The 14,349-nt window shown below is 68.2% G+C and carries 16 protein-coding genes; all 16 read right to left on the reverse strand.

The annotated features are described in order from the left end of the window. Positions 1-137: 137 nt before the first annotated feature. Positions 138-1,310, reverse strand: coding sequence for a flagellar hook protein FlgE (locus tag ABD243_RS00720; protein WP_344360922.1), 1,173 nt, complete (start codon positions 1,308-1,310; stop codon positions 138-140). Positions 1,311-1,341: 31 nt separating this feature from the next. Then, positions 1,342-1,776: a flagellar hook assembly protein FlgD gene (locus ABD243_RS00725; protein WP_344360925.1), complete on the reverse strand. Its 435-nt coding sequence runs from the start codon at positions 1,774-1,776 to the stop codon at positions 1,342-1,344. Between the two features lie 18 nt (positions 1,777-1,794). Continuing rightward, positions 1,795-3,969, reverse strand: coding sequence for a flagellar hook-length control protein FliK (locus tag ABD243_RS00730; RefSeq protein WP_344360927.1), 2,175 nt, complete (start codon positions 3,967-3,969; stop codon positions 1,795-1,797). Then, complete coding sequence (locus tag ABD243_RS00735) at positions 3,966-4,688, reverse strand: C40 family peptidase (RefSeq protein WP_344360928.1); 723 nt, start codon at positions 4,686-4,688, stop codon at positions 3,966-3,968. The genes ABD243_RS00730 and ABD243_RS00735 overlap by 4 nt, the downstream gene beginning before the upstream one ends. Further along, complete coding sequence (locus ABD243_RS00740; protein WP_344360929.1) at positions 4,685-5,119, reverse strand: flagellar FliJ family protein; 435 nt, start codon at positions 5,117-5,119, stop codon at positions 4,685-4,687. Before ABD243_RS00740 ends, ABD243_RS00735 begins: the two co-directional genes overlap by 4 nt. Then, on the reverse strand, positions 5,116-6,444 hold the full coding sequence (locus ABD243_RS00745; protein ID WP_344360931.1) for a FliI/YscN family ATPase: 1,329 nt from the start codon (positions 6,442-6,444) through the stop codon (positions 5,116-5,118). Before ABD243_RS00745 ends, ABD243_RS00740 begins: the two co-directional genes overlap by 4 nt. Then, positions 6,441-7,151 (reverse strand): FliH/SctL family protein, encoded by a 711-nt coding sequence (locus ABD243_RS00750; protein WP_344360933.1) that lies wholly within the window; start codon positions 7,149-7,151, stop codon positions 6,441-6,443. The genes ABD243_RS00745 and ABD243_RS00750 overlap by 4 nt, the downstream gene beginning before the upstream one ends. Then, entirely contained in the window at positions 7,141-8,157 is a 1,017-nt protein-coding gene (fliG, locus tag ABD243_RS00755; protein ID WP_344360936.1) for a flagellar motor switch protein FliG, read from the reverse strand. Before fliG ends, ABD243_RS00750 begins: the two co-directional genes overlap by 11 nt. After that, complete coding sequence (fliF, locus tag ABD243_RS00760; protein ID WP_344360938.1) at positions 8,154-9,764, reverse strand: flagellar basal-body MS-ring/collar protein FliF; 1,611 nt, start codon at positions 9,762-9,764, stop codon at positions 8,154-8,156. The genes fliG and fliF overlap by 4 nt, the downstream gene beginning before the upstream one ends. Further along, positions 9,764-10,069: a flagellar hook-basal body complex protein FliE gene (gene fliE, locus ABD243_RS00765; RefSeq protein ID WP_116767006.1), complete on the reverse strand. Its 306-nt coding sequence runs from the start codon at positions 10,067-10,069 to the stop codon at positions 9,764-9,766. Before fliE ends, fliF begins: the two co-directional genes overlap by 1 nt. Continuing rightward, positions 10,069-10,461: a flagellar basal body rod protein FlgC gene (locus tag ABD243_RS00770; protein WP_116767007.1), complete on the reverse strand. Its 393-nt coding sequence runs from the start codon at positions 10,459-10,461 to the stop codon at positions 10,069-10,071. Before ABD243_RS00770 ends, fliE begins: the two co-directional genes overlap by 1 nt. After that, positions 10,461-10,802: a flagellar basal body rod protein FlgB gene (locus tag ABD243_RS00775; protein WP_344360946.1), complete on the reverse strand. Its 342-nt coding sequence runs from the start codon at positions 10,800-10,802 to the stop codon at positions 10,461-10,463. Before ABD243_RS00775 ends, ABD243_RS00770 begins: the two co-directional genes overlap by 1 nt. Positions 10,803-10,947: 145 nt before the next feature. Beyond that, positions 10,948-11,373, reverse strand: coding sequence for a hypothetical protein (locus ABD243_RS00780; RefSeq protein ID WP_344360949.1), 426 nt, complete (start codon positions 11,371-11,373; stop codon positions 10,948-10,950). Next, on the reverse strand, positions 11,366-11,857 hold the full coding sequence (gene fliS / locus ABD243_RS00785) for a flagellar export chaperone FliS (protein ID WP_344360952.1): 492 nt from the start codon (positions 11,855-11,857) through the stop codon (positions 11,366-11,368). The genes ABD243_RS00780 and fliS overlap by 8 nt, the downstream gene beginning before the upstream one ends. Further along, on the reverse strand, positions 11,854-12,306 hold the full coding sequence (locus ABD243_RS00790) for a flagellin hook IN motif-containing protein (RefSeq protein WP_344360954.1): 453 nt from the start codon (positions 12,304-12,306) through the stop codon (positions 11,854-11,856). Before ABD243_RS00790 ends, fliS begins: the two co-directional genes overlap by 4 nt. Before the next feature lie 523 nt (positions 12,307-12,829). Beyond that, positions 12,830-14,224, reverse strand: coding sequence for a flagellar filament capping protein FliD (gene fliD / locus ABD243_RS00795; protein ID WP_344360956.1), 1,395 nt, complete (start codon positions 14,222-14,224; stop codon positions 12,830-12,832). Between the last annotated feature and the right edge of the window lie 125 nt (positions 14,225-14,349).

Consider the following 14,349-nt stretch of genomic DNA (forward strand, 5'->3'; position numbering starts at 1 on the left):
CCCGACCCACCCTGAACCTGGAGACCCCAGCCAACCGGCTGAACCAGCTGCTGCACGCAGCCTAAACCCCGGCGTTGCTCCAACCAGTTGACTTTGCCGCTCGAATAGCAGCCATAAGTGATAGAGCAACCCCGGGGCTAGCGCTTCAGCTGGGTCAGTTCCTGCAGAACCTCATCCGAGGTGGTGATGATGCGGGCGTTGGCCTGGAAGCCGCGCTGCGCGACGATGAGGTTGGTGAATTCCTGGGACAGGTCCACGTTGGACATTTCCAGGGATCCGGCGGTCAGGGTGCCCATGCCGGGGTCGCCCGCAGCACCCAGCTGCACGCCGCCGGAGTTGCCGGTGGCCACGTAGGAGGAGCCACCGGCCTTCTCCAGGCCACCGGGGTTGGTGAACTTGGCGAGGGCGATCTTGGCCAGGACCTGCTTGATGCCGTTGCTGAAGGACCCCACCAGGGAGCCGTCGTTGCCCAGCGTGTAGGACTCGAGCTTGCCGACGGCTGCGCCGTTCTGGCCGCTGACGGTCAGGGAGCTCATGGAGGCGTAGCCGGAGACCTTGGAGAGGTCCACCGTGATGCCGGATACGCTCAAGGCCCCGCTGGGGGTGAGCTGGCCGTTCGACTGCTGCGCGAGCTGAATGGTCGACGTCGTTGCCCCGTCTTTTGCGGTGACGTTCCAGCCGCTAGCGCTCTTGGCGAATGTCACTGTCAGGCTGCGCTCGGCGCCGGCCGCGTCGTAGACATTGACGACGCGGTCCAGTGGAGCGTCGGTAACGAGGGCATCGCTGGGCAGGTTCCCGTCCATGGTCACCGTGTCCGTGGCCTTCGCAACCATGGTGTTGGGGTTCAGCGTGATGTCGCCGACGGGAGAACCGGCGTTGATCACGCCGTTGGTGGCGGTCCAGCCCTGGAGGATGCCGCCGTCGGGGCTCACCAGCTGGTTGGCCGCGTCGGGGCTGAACGAGCCGGCGCGGGTGAAGAGCTGCTGGCCGCCCTTGCTGGTCACGAAGAAACCGTCGCCGGAGATCATCATGTCCGTGGCGCGGCCGGTGCTCTGCGAAGAGCCCTGGCTGAAGTTGGTCGTGACTCCGGCCACGCGGACGCCGAGACCGATTTGGGCGGGGTTGCTGCCGCCGGTTCCGGCCTGCGGACCGGAGGCGCCCTGCTGCAGCTGGGACAGGGTGTCCTGGAACTGGGTGGAGGATGCCTTGAAGCCGGCGGTGTTGACGTTGGCAATGTTGTTGCCGGTGACGTCGAGCATGGTCTGGTGGGCGCGAAGGCCGGAGATTCCGGAGTACAGCGAGCGGAGCATGGGAACTGCCTTTCTACGGGTAAAGAACTGGTTAGGATGCGGCCGGAGCAGTAAGCCCGGTGATGGAGTCGAGGGGAACGGTGATGTCGCCGACCTTGACGGCCGGGACCGAGCCCGCATAACTGACGGAGCTGGCGATGCCCGTCCCGGTGGTGCCGTCCGCGAGGGTGTAGCCCACCGACTGGCCGATCAGCTGGGCTGCCGCCGTCCGCATCTGGAGGGAGAAACCCTCCTTGCTGTTGGTGGTCAGTTCAGTCATTTTTTCCATCGTGGAGAGCTGGAGGGTCTGGCTCATCATCTGGTTGGTGTCCATGGGCGCGCTCGGGTTCTGGTTCTTGAGCTGGGCCACGAGCAGGGTCATGAACACGTTGGCATCCATGGACTGAGCGGGTGTCCGGGCAGCAGACGCCGGGGCGGCTGCTCCCGCCGGCGTCACTGGCTGGGATGCGATCGGCTGAATCGTCATATGTCGCGTTCCTTCGTGTCAGACAAGAATGTCGAGGGTGGTCTGGGGGCCGTTCAAAATCCTGGCGGCGCGCACGGCTTGGCCATCAGCCAGCGCGTCCCAGCGGTGACCGGGGCGCTGCTCGGCCAGGTCGTTGCGGCCGCTGGGACCAGAGCCGTTTCCGCCGCCGCCGGACTCCCGTCCGGCTGCGTACTGGGTGCCCGCCCGGTCCTGGGCCGTGCCGTGCTGGCCTCCGTGCTGACCCCCGTTCTGGCCGAGGCCCATGGGACCGCTGTGATCGGACAGGTCAAGGCTGGCCCCGAATCCGGCGTCGGCGAGCTCCTTGCGGAGTTCGGGCAGGATTCCCCGGACCGCCTCACGTCCAGCCTCGCCCGGCGCGAAGAGTTCAATCCGCACACCCGCGGCGTCGATCTGGGCCCGTACCGTCAGCGGACCCAGATCTTCCGGGCTGACCTTGAGCGTCATGATGTGCTCGCCGCGGGGCGCCCCCACCAGGGTGAAGAGCGGTTTGGCCAGCTGAGGCTGAAGGGGTTCCGCGGGCTGGGGCGCCGGCTGCGACGGCGGCTGGGCAGCGGCCTGCGCAGCCGGCTGGGGCATGGTTGTGCCGGCTGTCAGCGACTGAACAGGTACCGCCACTGCGCCAGCCGGACCTCCACTCACCTGATCCGTCAGCGCTTCCGCGGTGCTTGGTGCCTGTGCCTTTGCTTGTGCAGGGTCCGTTAGGGCTCCATGCGGCACCACGGCGGCTGCGGGGGCCACTCTGCTGCCCAGGACATTGCTGGCTGCGGTGCTGCCGGCCGAGGTAATCGCCGATTGTCCGGCGGCTGACGGAGCGACGGCGGTGGCTCTGACGGTCGCTACGGCGGCGGCCTCTCCCCTGCCCGAAAGCGGAGCTCCCGCCATGGCAACAGGAGTGCTGGCCGCCGGGTTGACCGGTGTCGAACTGCCAAGCACCGCACTGCGTCCCGGCCCTGCCTGGGCCGATTCACCTGCCGTGGCCTTCGTTGGCGCCTTCGCTTGAGCAGTGGCCGCCGCGGCCTCGCGCGGCAGCGTGGTTGCCTCGGCCGTGGCGGAAACTGCACCGGCGGGCGAGCCAGCGAGCACCGAGGCGGGACCCGCTGCAGACGCGGCACCTGCCGCGCCGGTGGCGGGCGAGGCCGCTAGCGCACCCACACCGGGCTCCGGTGCAGCCGCCAGGGCAGGAACGGGTGCAGCGGACGCGGCACCGGCTGATCCGCCAATGGCTGCCGTCGGCCCCGAGGACGGTACCGCGCCCGCGATCTGCGCGGCAGCAACGGCAGACGAATCACCGCCCGCGACGGGACGAACGGGGATCGCGCCGGGCATCTGGAGCCGGGCGTCGGGCATTCCGAGGGCGGCGGGTGCGGCTGTACCCTCTGCCGCGGCGGCCGGCACGCCGGCGGGACCCGCTGCCGCGGGCGTAGGGGCGGGTGCGCCTGCTGCCGCGGGGGCGGGGAAAGCCGGTGCCGCAGCGCGGGGGCTACCGTGACCGTCCGAGGCCACGGCCTGGGCTGCTTGTCCGGGCTGCGCTGGCGGTCCCACCGGGGCTGGCTGTCCGGGTTGCGCGAAAGCGGCAAATTGGGCGGGGACCCACTGGGCGGAGGCATACTGCGCCTGCCATGCAAAGCCGGCAACGGCGGGAGAAGCGGCGTCGGACGGCGCGGAACCTGCTGCAGAGGGCGCGGAATCGGCTTCGTCGTCGGCCGCCGTCGTCGGTTTTGCAGCGGCGCCTGCCGCTGAAACACCGGTCAGGTCGCCGTCACGCACGGGCACGTCTGGCGTCCGCTCGCCGACCGCCGTTGAGGCGGCTTCGGGGAAGCCGGCGTTGGCGGGCACCCAGTCGGACGCATTTTCCGTGAGTCGGCCGGATGCCTGATTGGCCGGACGGCCGGCGCCCTGAAGCTCGGGCCGTCCGGGCGTGGCGTTGGACTCGTTGTCAGTAGCGGGCTCGGGGTTGGCGGCGGGCTCTGCCTCGGTGGCGGGGTCCGCGAGGTTACCGTTGCCTGCTGGGCCGATCCCTGCCGAACCCTGGACGTCGGTGAGAACCGAGTCGAAGGACGCAGTGTCCGGGCTGCCGTTGCCGGGCCGCGGGTCTGCTCCCTGACGTGCTGCCCGGGCCGGTGCCGAGGCGGCCAGCGCGGTCGCGAGATCCCCCGATGCCGCGGCCTTCACGATGCCGTCCCGGCAGGAACTATGCGCCGGATGGAAGTCAGGTTGGACTGCTGCTCCCAGGCGTCGCGGATCTGGATGGTCTTGCCGGGTACGGGTGCGTCGATCGCCTTGCCGTTGCCCAGGTAGATGGAAACGTGGTTGCCGCCGAAGCTCACCAGCAGGTCGCCGGGTTTCGCTTCGGCGAGGGAGGCCACCGGGGTGCCTTGGCGCATCTGGTCGCTCACCACGCGGGGAATCTCCACGCCGAGGTCTTTGAACACCCGCTGTGTGAAGCCGGAGCAGTCCATGCCGGTGGCCGGATTGGTGCCCCCCCACACGTAGGGAACACCGATGTACTTCTTGGCCGCCGCCACCACGTCGTTACCCGTCGCCGCCGCGCCCGTGTGCACCGTGCCCGTTGCCTGGGCGCCGGTGAGCCCGGCCACGCCGGTGAACCCGGCCATGCCGGTCCCCGTCGTGCTGCCGAGTCCCAGCGAGCTGCCGAGCCCCAAGCTGTCCGTGAGGGAGGATGCATCCGTGGCGCCGGTCCCGCCCATGGCCGCGGCGAGTGCCTGCGTGAAGGAAGCGGAGTCGCCGGTGCCCGTGGCGGTCGCGAGCGAGGTGGCCGCGGCTGCCTTGACCGCGGCCGCGTTGGTCTCCGCCGTGGCCGCCGGCCGGGACAGTTCCGCGATCATCGCTTGGATGCCCTGCATCCGGCCGATTGCCTCTGTCATGCTCATGGCTTCACCTGCTGTTCGTCGCGGTGCCAGAGCGTCGAGGCGATCTCGTCGAGGGCGGACTGTTCGGCGCGCAGGTCCGCGGAATTGATCTCGGCGTCGTGGCGGGCTTGCAGTTTTTCCAGGCCCACGGAGCGCGTGCGGGCGGCGATGAACTCGGCGCGGGCGGCGGCCTCTTCGGCTTCGGCCAGGTGCGTGAGGTTTTGCAGGTCCGCGAGCATGCTGTGGGAGGAGGACCGGGCGGCGGCCACGGCACGCAAGGAGGCCGAGCTGGAGATGGGGTCATCCGTGGCGGCAAGCTCGCGCTGGGCGGCGGCTTCGCGGACCCGGACGGAACTGGAGCGTGAGCGGGCCCGCGCCAGTCCGGTGGCAGCCTGGTCCTGCTGGAGCTGGCGGAGGCGCAGGAGCCCTGCCAGAGAGAATTCGCGGTTCATGCTGCTGCTCCCAGGATCGAAGTAAGGTAGCCGAGCCGCTGCCAGGACTCGGAGTGCGCCGTGGATTCGTCCATCGGCTGTTGGAGGAACGCGCTGACCTCGTGCTCGTGGTTCAGCGCGGCGTCCACCAGCGGGTTGGTCCCGGCCTGGTAGGCGCCGACGTCGATCAGGTCCTGTGCGCCCTTGCGGGCCGCGAGGACCCGGCGGAGTGTGGCGGCGGCGTCGAGGTTCGGCCGGGCATTGACCTTGCTGGCCACCCGGGACACCGATCCGAGCACGTCCACGGACGGAAAATGCCCTGTGACGGCCAGTTTGCGGTCCAGCACGACGTGACCGTCCAGGATGGACCGGGCCGCGTCGGCGATGGGCTCGTTGTGGTCATCACCGTCCACCAGGACGGTATAGATGCCGGTTACGGAGCCGGTTTCGGCAGTGCCGGCGCGTTCCAGGAGACGGGCCAGGATGGAAAAGGTCGACGGCGGGTAGCCCCGGGTGGCCGGAGGCTCGCCGGCCGAGAGGCCGATCTCGCGCTGGGCCATGGCTACTCGGGTGAGGGAGTCCATCATCAGGACCACGTCCTGGCCCTGGTCGCGGAAGGACTCGGCGATCCGGGTGGCGGTGAAGGCTGCGCGCATCCGCATGAGGGCGGGTTCGTCGGAGGTGGCGACCACTACCACGGAGCGCGCCAGGCCGGCGGCGCCGAGGTCATCCTCGAGGAACTCCCGGACTTCGCGGCCGCGTTCACCGACAAGGGCAATCACCGAGACCTCGGCGTCGGTGCCGCGGGCGATCATCGACAGCAGGGAGGATTTGCCGACGCCGGACCCGGCAAAGAGGCCCATGCGCTGGCCCTTGCCGAGCGTCGTCATGGTGTCCAGGACGCGCACCCCGGTCTGCAGTGCCGTATCGATGCGGGCACGTTTCATGGCGTTCGGCGCCTCGTTGTCAATCGGCACGCGCGGACCGCTGAGCAGCGGACCCTTGCCGTCGATCGGACGTCCGAGCCCGTCAAGGACCCGGCCGAAGAGGCCCCGGCCGGTGGGGACCAGCACGGCGCCGCCCTTGGCACGGACGGGGTCTCCGGCGGCCACACCTGCGAGACGGCCCAGTGGCATGCAGCGGACGGAGCCCTCCAGCGCGGCCACCACTTCGGCGTCGAGGCAGGGGTTCTCCCCCACCGTGACGAGGTCTCCCAGCGCGCAGTCGAGCCCGGAGACTTCAAGGCCCAGCCCAACGACGGAGGTGACGACGCCGACCCTCTGCGGGGCAGCCGCGGCCAGCGCGGCGGCGTAGTCGGCACCCTTCGGGCGCCACTCGGCGATCATGCCTGGCCCCGATAGGCGCCGGCGCCGGGAAGGCCGCCAGCCGGCAGTCCGCCGCCAATAACGCCGGTGCCAGAACCGGCGTCGGCCTGCCCGGACTCCCCCAGCAGGGCCGTGCGGGCACGTTCCAGGGAACTGCGCAGGCCGGCGTCGAACCAGCCCTGCTGGTATTCGACCTTCGCGTCGCCCCGGCCCAAGGAGGGATCCGGGACGAGCGGCAGCCCGGCGGGCAGTTCCTGCCCTTCCCGGGTAAGGACGTCGATGTCTGCAGGGTGCAGCCGGATCGCCAGCACGGTGGCGGTGTCGCTCCCGGAGAGGGCACGTGCCAGGGCGGCGCGCGCGGTCCTGGTGCCTTCGGCGAGTTCGTAGCCGAGGATGGCCTCGGCCAGTTCCAGCGCGGTACGTGCCAGGATCTCTTCGGCGTCTTGCAGGGCCTGCACGTTGCGGTGGGCGAAGTCGTTCCGGGCGACGGCCAGGGCGCGCACGGCACGGTCCAGGTCCTGTTGCCCGGCGGCCAGGGAGGCGGCCTGTTCGGCGGCCATGCGGTCCCGCCAGCGGCGCTGTTCCTTCGCGGCGGCCCGCACGCCGGCGGCGTAGCCTGCGGCGTGGCCCTCGGTGTAGCCGGCCTGTTCGGCGGCCGGCCCGTTCGCCCGCAGCGAGGGAAAGACGACGCGCGCCGGGGCAGGGGCTGCGCCGCTGTCAGTAGACATAGTCTTCTTCGTCCCCGCGCTGGATGGTGACCTGGCCGTCGGCTTCGAGCTCGCGGATGGACCGGACGACGGCGGCACGGGCCTCTTCGATCTGCGAGGCACGCAGCGGGCCAAGGGCAGCGATCTCGGATTCGAGGATTTCGAGGTTGCGCCCGGAGACGTTGGTGGTGATGGTTTCCAGGACCGTCTCGGAGGCGCCCTTCATGGCGATCGCCAGGACAGACGCGTCGAGGCCGCGGAGCACCAGCTGCACGTCGCGGCGTTCCAGTTTCACGATGTCGTCGAACGTCACCATCTGGGCGCGGATCTCCACCGCGAGGTCGGGGTCGAGCAGGTCCAGGCCGTCCAGCACGGATCGTTCCGTACCGGCGTCGGTCCGGTTGATGATCTCCAGCAGCGGCTGGATGCCGCCCACCACTTTTGAGGCCTGCTGGGATACGGCGGCACCGCCGCGGAGTTTGAGGGTATCGGCGACGATCCCGATCGCCTCGGGCGCGCCGGATCCCATGGTGGCGATGCTGAGGGCGACGTCGGCGCGCAGCGAGCCGGGCAGCCCGGACATGACGGCCGAGGCCTTGCGCGGGCTGAGGTGGGCCAGGACCAGGGCGATGGTTTGCGGCAGTTCCCCGTCGATCAAGGCCAAGATCTGCACGGGTTCGATGTCTTCGAGAAACTCGAAGGACTTGCCGGCCATGTTGACCGTGAGGCGGTTGATGAGTCCGGCCGCCTTTTCCGAGCCGAAGGACGCCTCGAGCAGGCCTTCGGCGAGTTCCCGGCCGCCCCGGGCCTGGCGGGAGTTGGTCTGCGCGGCCTGGTGGAAGTCCTTCATGATCTGTTCGGCGACGTCCGGGTCCACTTTGCGGAGCTTGACGATCTCGGCGGCAATCTCCTCCGCCTCCGTGTCAGTGAGCTGGGCCATGACCTTGGCGGCGTTCTCGGGGCTCATCTGCATCAGGACGACGGCGGCGCGCTGGGTGCCGGTCAGGACGGTATCGGCTGGTTTCATGCCGGCTGCCTGTCATCCATGAGGCTGCGCAGGTAGTCGGCGGCCCGCTCCGGGTTGGCGGCGACCATGTTGTCGATCTCCAGCCGGCGTTGCTCGGACTCCAGCTGCTCGGTGGTCGGTCCCGGAAGCGGCGGCAGGGCGGAGATCGGGATCGCCGACGTCGCCGGGGCCGGCGGAAGGGCGGTGACGGGCGCGACCACCGGCACGATCTCCAGATCCAGGCGTTCACCGAGGTCCACGGGCTCGCGCTTCTGGCGGCGCCGCAGGATGATCGTGACCACCAGAGCCAGGATCAGCAGGCCGAGCAGGATGCTGCCGGCCGTGACGAGGGTTCCGAAGAACGCGGCCTGCCTCTCGGCCTCCGCGTTGGCCTGGGCCTCGGCAAGTGCTTTGGCGGCGTCATCGGCGGCCGCGGTGCTGAACGGCACCACCTCAACGGTGACGACGTCGCCGCGCGTGGCATCGACGCCGGCTGCGGAGGTGACGAGGTTCTTCAGCGACACGAGGTTCAGGCCGTTGGCGGCGGCCTGGCTGACCGCTACGGAAATGGTCTGGCGTTTGACGGCTCCCGCCGGGATGACCCGGTCCTCGGTGACCTTGTTGACGGCGTTGTTCTTGGTCTCGGTGGTGGAATCGAAGTTGCCGTTGCCACTGGTGCCGCCGGGAACGGCGATGTTGTCCGGGCCGAGGACGCCCGCGGCCCCTCCCCCGGTTCCCGTGTATTTCTCGGTCTTGGATGATTCGCTCAGCGGCAGGGCGCCGGCGGTGTTGGAGAACGTTTCGCTCGTCTGCTGGGCGGATTCCCCGGTGACGTCGGCGGCGACCGCTACCGTGGAATTCCCGGGACCCACCACTCGGTCCAGGACTGCCTTCACGGCGTCGGACGTACGGTTCTGGTAGTCGCTGGCCTGCTTGGAGGTCGAGCCTGTGGCGCCGCCGCCGACAGTGGAGAGCACATTGCCTTGGGAGTCGACCACCGACACGTTGTCCGGCTTGAGGTTCTCGATCGCGGCGGAGGTCAGGTGGACGATGGCCTGCACTTTGTCGCTGGAGAGCGTGGTCCCCGCGGCGGTTTCGACAAAGACTGAGGCCGTGGTGTCGGGGGTCTTGGACACAAAGACGGTCTTCTCCGGGATCGCGAGCCGGACGGCGGCGGTCTTCACGCCGTCCATGGCTTCGATCGTGCTGGCGAGTTCCCCTTCGAGCGCCCGCTTGTAGGTGACGGACTGCTGGAATTCCGAGGACGTCACCCCCATCTTGTCCAGGAGGGAGTACCCGGTTGCTGCAGCGGTCGGCAGGCCGGCGGAGGCCGCCTTGAGCCGCTCGTCGTAGACCTTGTCCTGCGGGACCAGGATGGTGGCGCCGCCGTCGCTGAGTTCGTACTGAACGTTGTCCTTTTTGAGCTGATCCACGATTCCGCTGGCATCGGTGCTCTTCAGGCCAGAGAACAGCGGGGTCAGGGCCGGGCGGGTGAGCCAGGCGGACAGGGCCACGATACCCACCACCAGCAGGGCAGCACCGATCACGGCGAGGGTGCGCTGGCCGGCGGTGAAGCTCTTCAGGCCCGTGCCGACGCGCTGGAACAACGCGGTTATCTGCGGAGGCATCAGGCCTGCATCCTCATGATCTCGTTGAACGCGTCAACGCCCTTGTTGCGCACCGTGGACATGAGTTCCAGCGTGACCTGGGCGCGGGTGGCGGCGAGCGTGGCGTTGTGGATGTCGTCCAGGTTGCCGGTGACGGCGGAGACAGCCAGCTGGTTCGACGTCGACTGCAGCTGCTGGAGGTTGTCCACCGCACCGGTGAGGGAGGTGGCGAAGGCGGAGCCGTCCGTGCCGGCGACAGGGCTGGCGCCGCCGACGTAATTGGTCGGCAGGACACCCTGGACGGGGGCGATGGGGGCAACAGTCATTAGGAGCGTCCAATCTCAAGGGCGGCCGTGTACGTTTCGCGGGCGCGGTCCACCACCTGCGCGTTGGCCTGGTAGCCACGCTGGGCGATGATGAGCGCGCCCATTTGTTCAGCCATGTCGATGTCCGGGTACTTCACGTTGCCGTTGGCATCAGCCAGCGGGTGGTCCGGCTGGTAAACGATCCGGCCCGCGGCGCTGCCGAGCTGGGTGCTCTTGACGTACACGCCGGAGCCGTCCGACCCTTCGGCGGCCTCGACGTACCGGGCCTGAAAAGCGGGGCCGCTGGTGGCGGAGGCGTTGTTCATGTTGGCGAGGTTGTCCGAGACAGCATCGAGCCACTTGCGGTGGACGGTGAGGGCGGAGCCGGCGATGCCGATCATGTCGAAGGTCATCAGCTGGTCCTCAGGGCGGAGCGTATGGCGGTGAATTCGTTATTGACGGCGCGGGCGGCGAACTGGAAGCGCAGCACGGTGTCGATGTTGGACAGGGTCTCGGTGTCCAGGTTGACGTTGTTGCCGTTCAGCTGGGTGGGTTCCAGGGATTCCGCCGTCGTTGCCTGCACGTGGCCGTCCCCGGACTGCACTGACGCCGCCAGGGCGTCCTCGAAGCTGACGCGCTTCGCGTGGTAATTCGGTGTGTTGACGTTCGCGATGTTGTTCGCGATAGTGCGCTGGCGAAATGCCAACCCGTCCATGGCGCTGGCCAGGGCGGCGGAAGTCACGGATTCGAGCACAGAGTCCTGCCTGGGAAAGGTGAGGGTGGCCAATCCGTGGCCGGTAAACGAGCGATCCGTGCTCTTACAGTGGTTATCGGCACTGGTCAGCGCTGCGTTAGGAGAAAATGCGACTGTTATCCGAAAGATTCGGGCCGAGGAAACTTCAGCCGTTCACGTCGAGGTAGATCGCACTGGACGGGTCTCCGACGCCCGGTACTGAGGACACCGCCTGGAGCTGCCGGGCCATGTCCTGCCGGGCCTCCTCCAGCCTGAGGGCAACGCGTTCCTGGGCCGCGGCCAGGGCGACGGCGCGGCGCCGTGCTGCGGCCGGCAGCGGCCCGGGCACCGACGGCGGGGACCAGCGTCTTTCCGCCCGGGGCTCCGCCACGGATCCTGCTGCTATGGCGAGCGGGCCCAGCGGATCCTTCAGGGTGCGCTCGGCAGCCTGGACCGCCATTTCAAGCACGTCCAAGACAGCCATCCAAGCGGCCAAGCCGGCGTCGACGGGCATGGCCTCCGCAGGAAGTGATGCGGCGTTGGTGGATCCGGCTTCCCCAAGGCCGGACTCCGTGTCGGTCTGGTTAGCCAAAACCGAGGCTCCCGCCACCTGTGCCCGGCTGGGCGTTCCAGGTCCCGGTGCCGGCAAAGGCGGGTGCAGCCGCTGCGGAGGGGACTGCCGGTGGCGCCGGAACGGACGCGGCGGCTTCATGCCAGGCCTGGCGCAGGGGTTCCAGGAGGTCAATTGCCTCCCGTGTGAGGGCCGGGTCGCGCTGGATGTTGGCGTTAACCAGCGCGGTGAAGGCGTAATTGTAGATGCCGAGGAGTCCGTCGGCACCGTCCCAGGCGTCGACCTTCAAGGACGAGGTCAATTCAGCAATGATGGCCTGTGCATGCAGGAGGTTTTCCGCGGCGACCGGCCAATTGGCGCCCTGCTGGGCCGTCTCGGCCCGTCCAAGATCCAGCAGAAGGCGGTCGTAGAGCATGGTCAGGAGGCGTGCGGGAGGAGCGGAGAGCACAGAATCCGCCAGGTACTGGTTCCGTTGGGCTGCGCTTCCAAAGCTTGTGGTGGTCATGCTGGTGTGCTTCCTGTGGAGGGACCGAAGATCTGCGAGGAGAGCCAGGCAGACTGGGACTTAATTTCACTGAGTGACACTTCGAGCGCGGCCTGCGAACGCTGCAGAACGGACTTTCGGGCGACGAGCCCGCTGTCCCAGCCGGCAGGAAGGTCCGCCGAAGCACCGGCCTGCTCGCCGAATTTTACGTGGGCGCTCTTCCCGTTCAAGTCGGCGACGATCGTTGCAGCCGCACCGGATTTGGACGCCGCAAATTCCAGCCGGTACTGGCCGCCGCCGGCAGGCACCTTACTGGCCGTAACGCCGGCATTTGCGCCGTTGACCGCGGCGGCAACATCGTCAATGGAGCTGGTGGCTGGCGTGACCGTGACGATGTTGCCCTCGCTCTTGATGGTGATGGTGGTGAAAGGCCACACGAAAACCTTCTGCGAGGAGGACACATGGGACATAGCGGCCTGCCTTCCGGGTAGGAACAACACGGCCGATTTCGTGGCCGTGCTTCGGGTAATCCCTGCTTACCTTCTGCTCTCGGCATGCGAGGGGTCATGCGTTAGCAAAAAATGCCGGGCTATCTCCGGCGGGTTCCCGTGAGACGCGGTCACATCCACACGGGAGGTCATGTCAGCCCCGGACGTCAATGAGCAGTGCGTGGCCTGCTCCGGACGATGCCGGGACTAAATTGAGAGCCTCCAGGTGCGCTGCGGCGACCTGCCTGGTCTTCGTGAGGATAGCAATGCTTTCCTCTTGAGCATTCAGGACCCGGCGCGCTCGGTCTTCCAGCTCGGCCGGGATGGGGCCCGGTAAAACGGGAGGTGCCCACGGTTCGGGTTCCACCCCTGAAAAGGCCACCCCAATGTCAGCCTCGAGCCGGTCCAGGATCGCGGTCCAAACTGCCCTGGTATCGACGCTCCCCGGGGTGCTATCGAGCGGGCGGCCGGGGCCCCAGCGATGGACAGCGCTGCTGGACATTGGCTAGTTTCCGCTCGAGCTCGAGGATGACGTGGAGAGCCCGGCAAGCTGGCCTGTAAGCCAGGATGACTGCGCCTTCAGCCCACCCAGCAGAACTTCCATATTGGTGAACTGGGCCTGAAGGGTCGCCCGGCGGTTCGCTAGCCGCGTATCCCAGTTGGAGATCTGGTCGTTCAGGTCTGCGACCTCGGATTGTTGACCCTTGATGAGGGACGTCACGGAACCCTGGACCGGGTCTGTGGCGTTGTTCGTCGAGGTGGCGACGCGGGAGGCAATTGTCTGGAGCGCGGCACTGGTCCCGGCCGGGTCGCTCGCCATCGCCGCCGCCAGCTTGTCCTTATCGAAGGTGAAGTTCCCATCGCGGGTGATCACGATCCCGTACTCGGACGGGGACTTGCCGTTGACCGGGGCCGCCATTGCGGTGAGCAGGGCATCGCCGACGGCGCGGACGCTGGAGTTGCCGGTGAAGATTCCGCCTTTGGCGGCCGAGGTTCCGTCCGCCGTTGTGGTGGTGGTGACGGAGCTGTTGTCGGAGATGAAGCCGAGTGCATCATTGACAGCTTTGACGAGATCCGATGCCTTCTGGGATATCGCCGCGGTGTCGCTGGCGACGGTCACGGTTACCGGTGCGGCGCTGACAGCCGTCGCAGTGACCGAGACGCCGGGGAGCAGGTTGGTGAAAGTGTTCGTTGCCGAGGTGATTTTCTGCTCGGCGGCGGTGCCTGCGTACAGGACGGCTTCGGCGTCCTGGGCGGTCCTCACGACGGCGGCGGCAGGATCGGACATCAGGTCCGTGGCGGTGCCGGCAGTGACGTCCGCGGCGCTGCCCTGGTAGATCTGAAACGCGCCAGCTGCGCCGGATGCGGTCGCGGTGAGCTGGAGGCGGTAGGTGCCGTTGCCGGCCGGGACTTTCACCGCGGCGGCGCCTCCGGAAGCGGCGTTAATGGCGGTGACGACGTCGTCGAGCGACGTGGAGGCCGGGGCGATCTCGGTCTGCTTGCCTATGGCATCGACGATTGTCAGCTTCGCGGGCGCTCCCCCGGCATCGACGGGCCACGATGCCATCGCTGCGGTGACATCGACCTGGGTCTGCGCGAGCTTGGTGACCGTGACATCGAGGGACCCGGCCGCCGCAGAGGTGTTCGCGGTGGCGGTGAGGGACGGCGCCGAGGTGCTCGCGGTGAACAGATTCAGTGCGTTGACGGTGGCATCTCCGGAGGCGGTGCTGTTGAGGAGCGTCAGACGGGTGTTGAGGCCCTGCAGCGATGTGATCATCGACTGGTCGGAGGCCAGCTTCGTCTTCAGTTGCGTCTGCGGCAGTGCCTCGACGGCCATGAGGGAGTTAATCATGGACGTTGTGTCCAGGCCGCTGGACAGTCCGTCGATTGCTGTTCCCACGGGGGTTCCTTCCGGAAAAGTTTGGGGCCGTGACCGGCGGCGTAGGTCAGACGCCAGTGGCGGTCAGGCGGGATGGGCCCGACCTAACCGCCACAGGCGACCATGGAATCCGTTGTTACGGTTCC

It is taken from the genome of Arthrobacter humicola (assembly GCF_039531445.1).
Classification (GTDB): Bacteria; Actinomycetota; Actinomycetes; order Actinomycetales; family Micrococcaceae; genus Arthrobacter; species Arthrobacter humicola.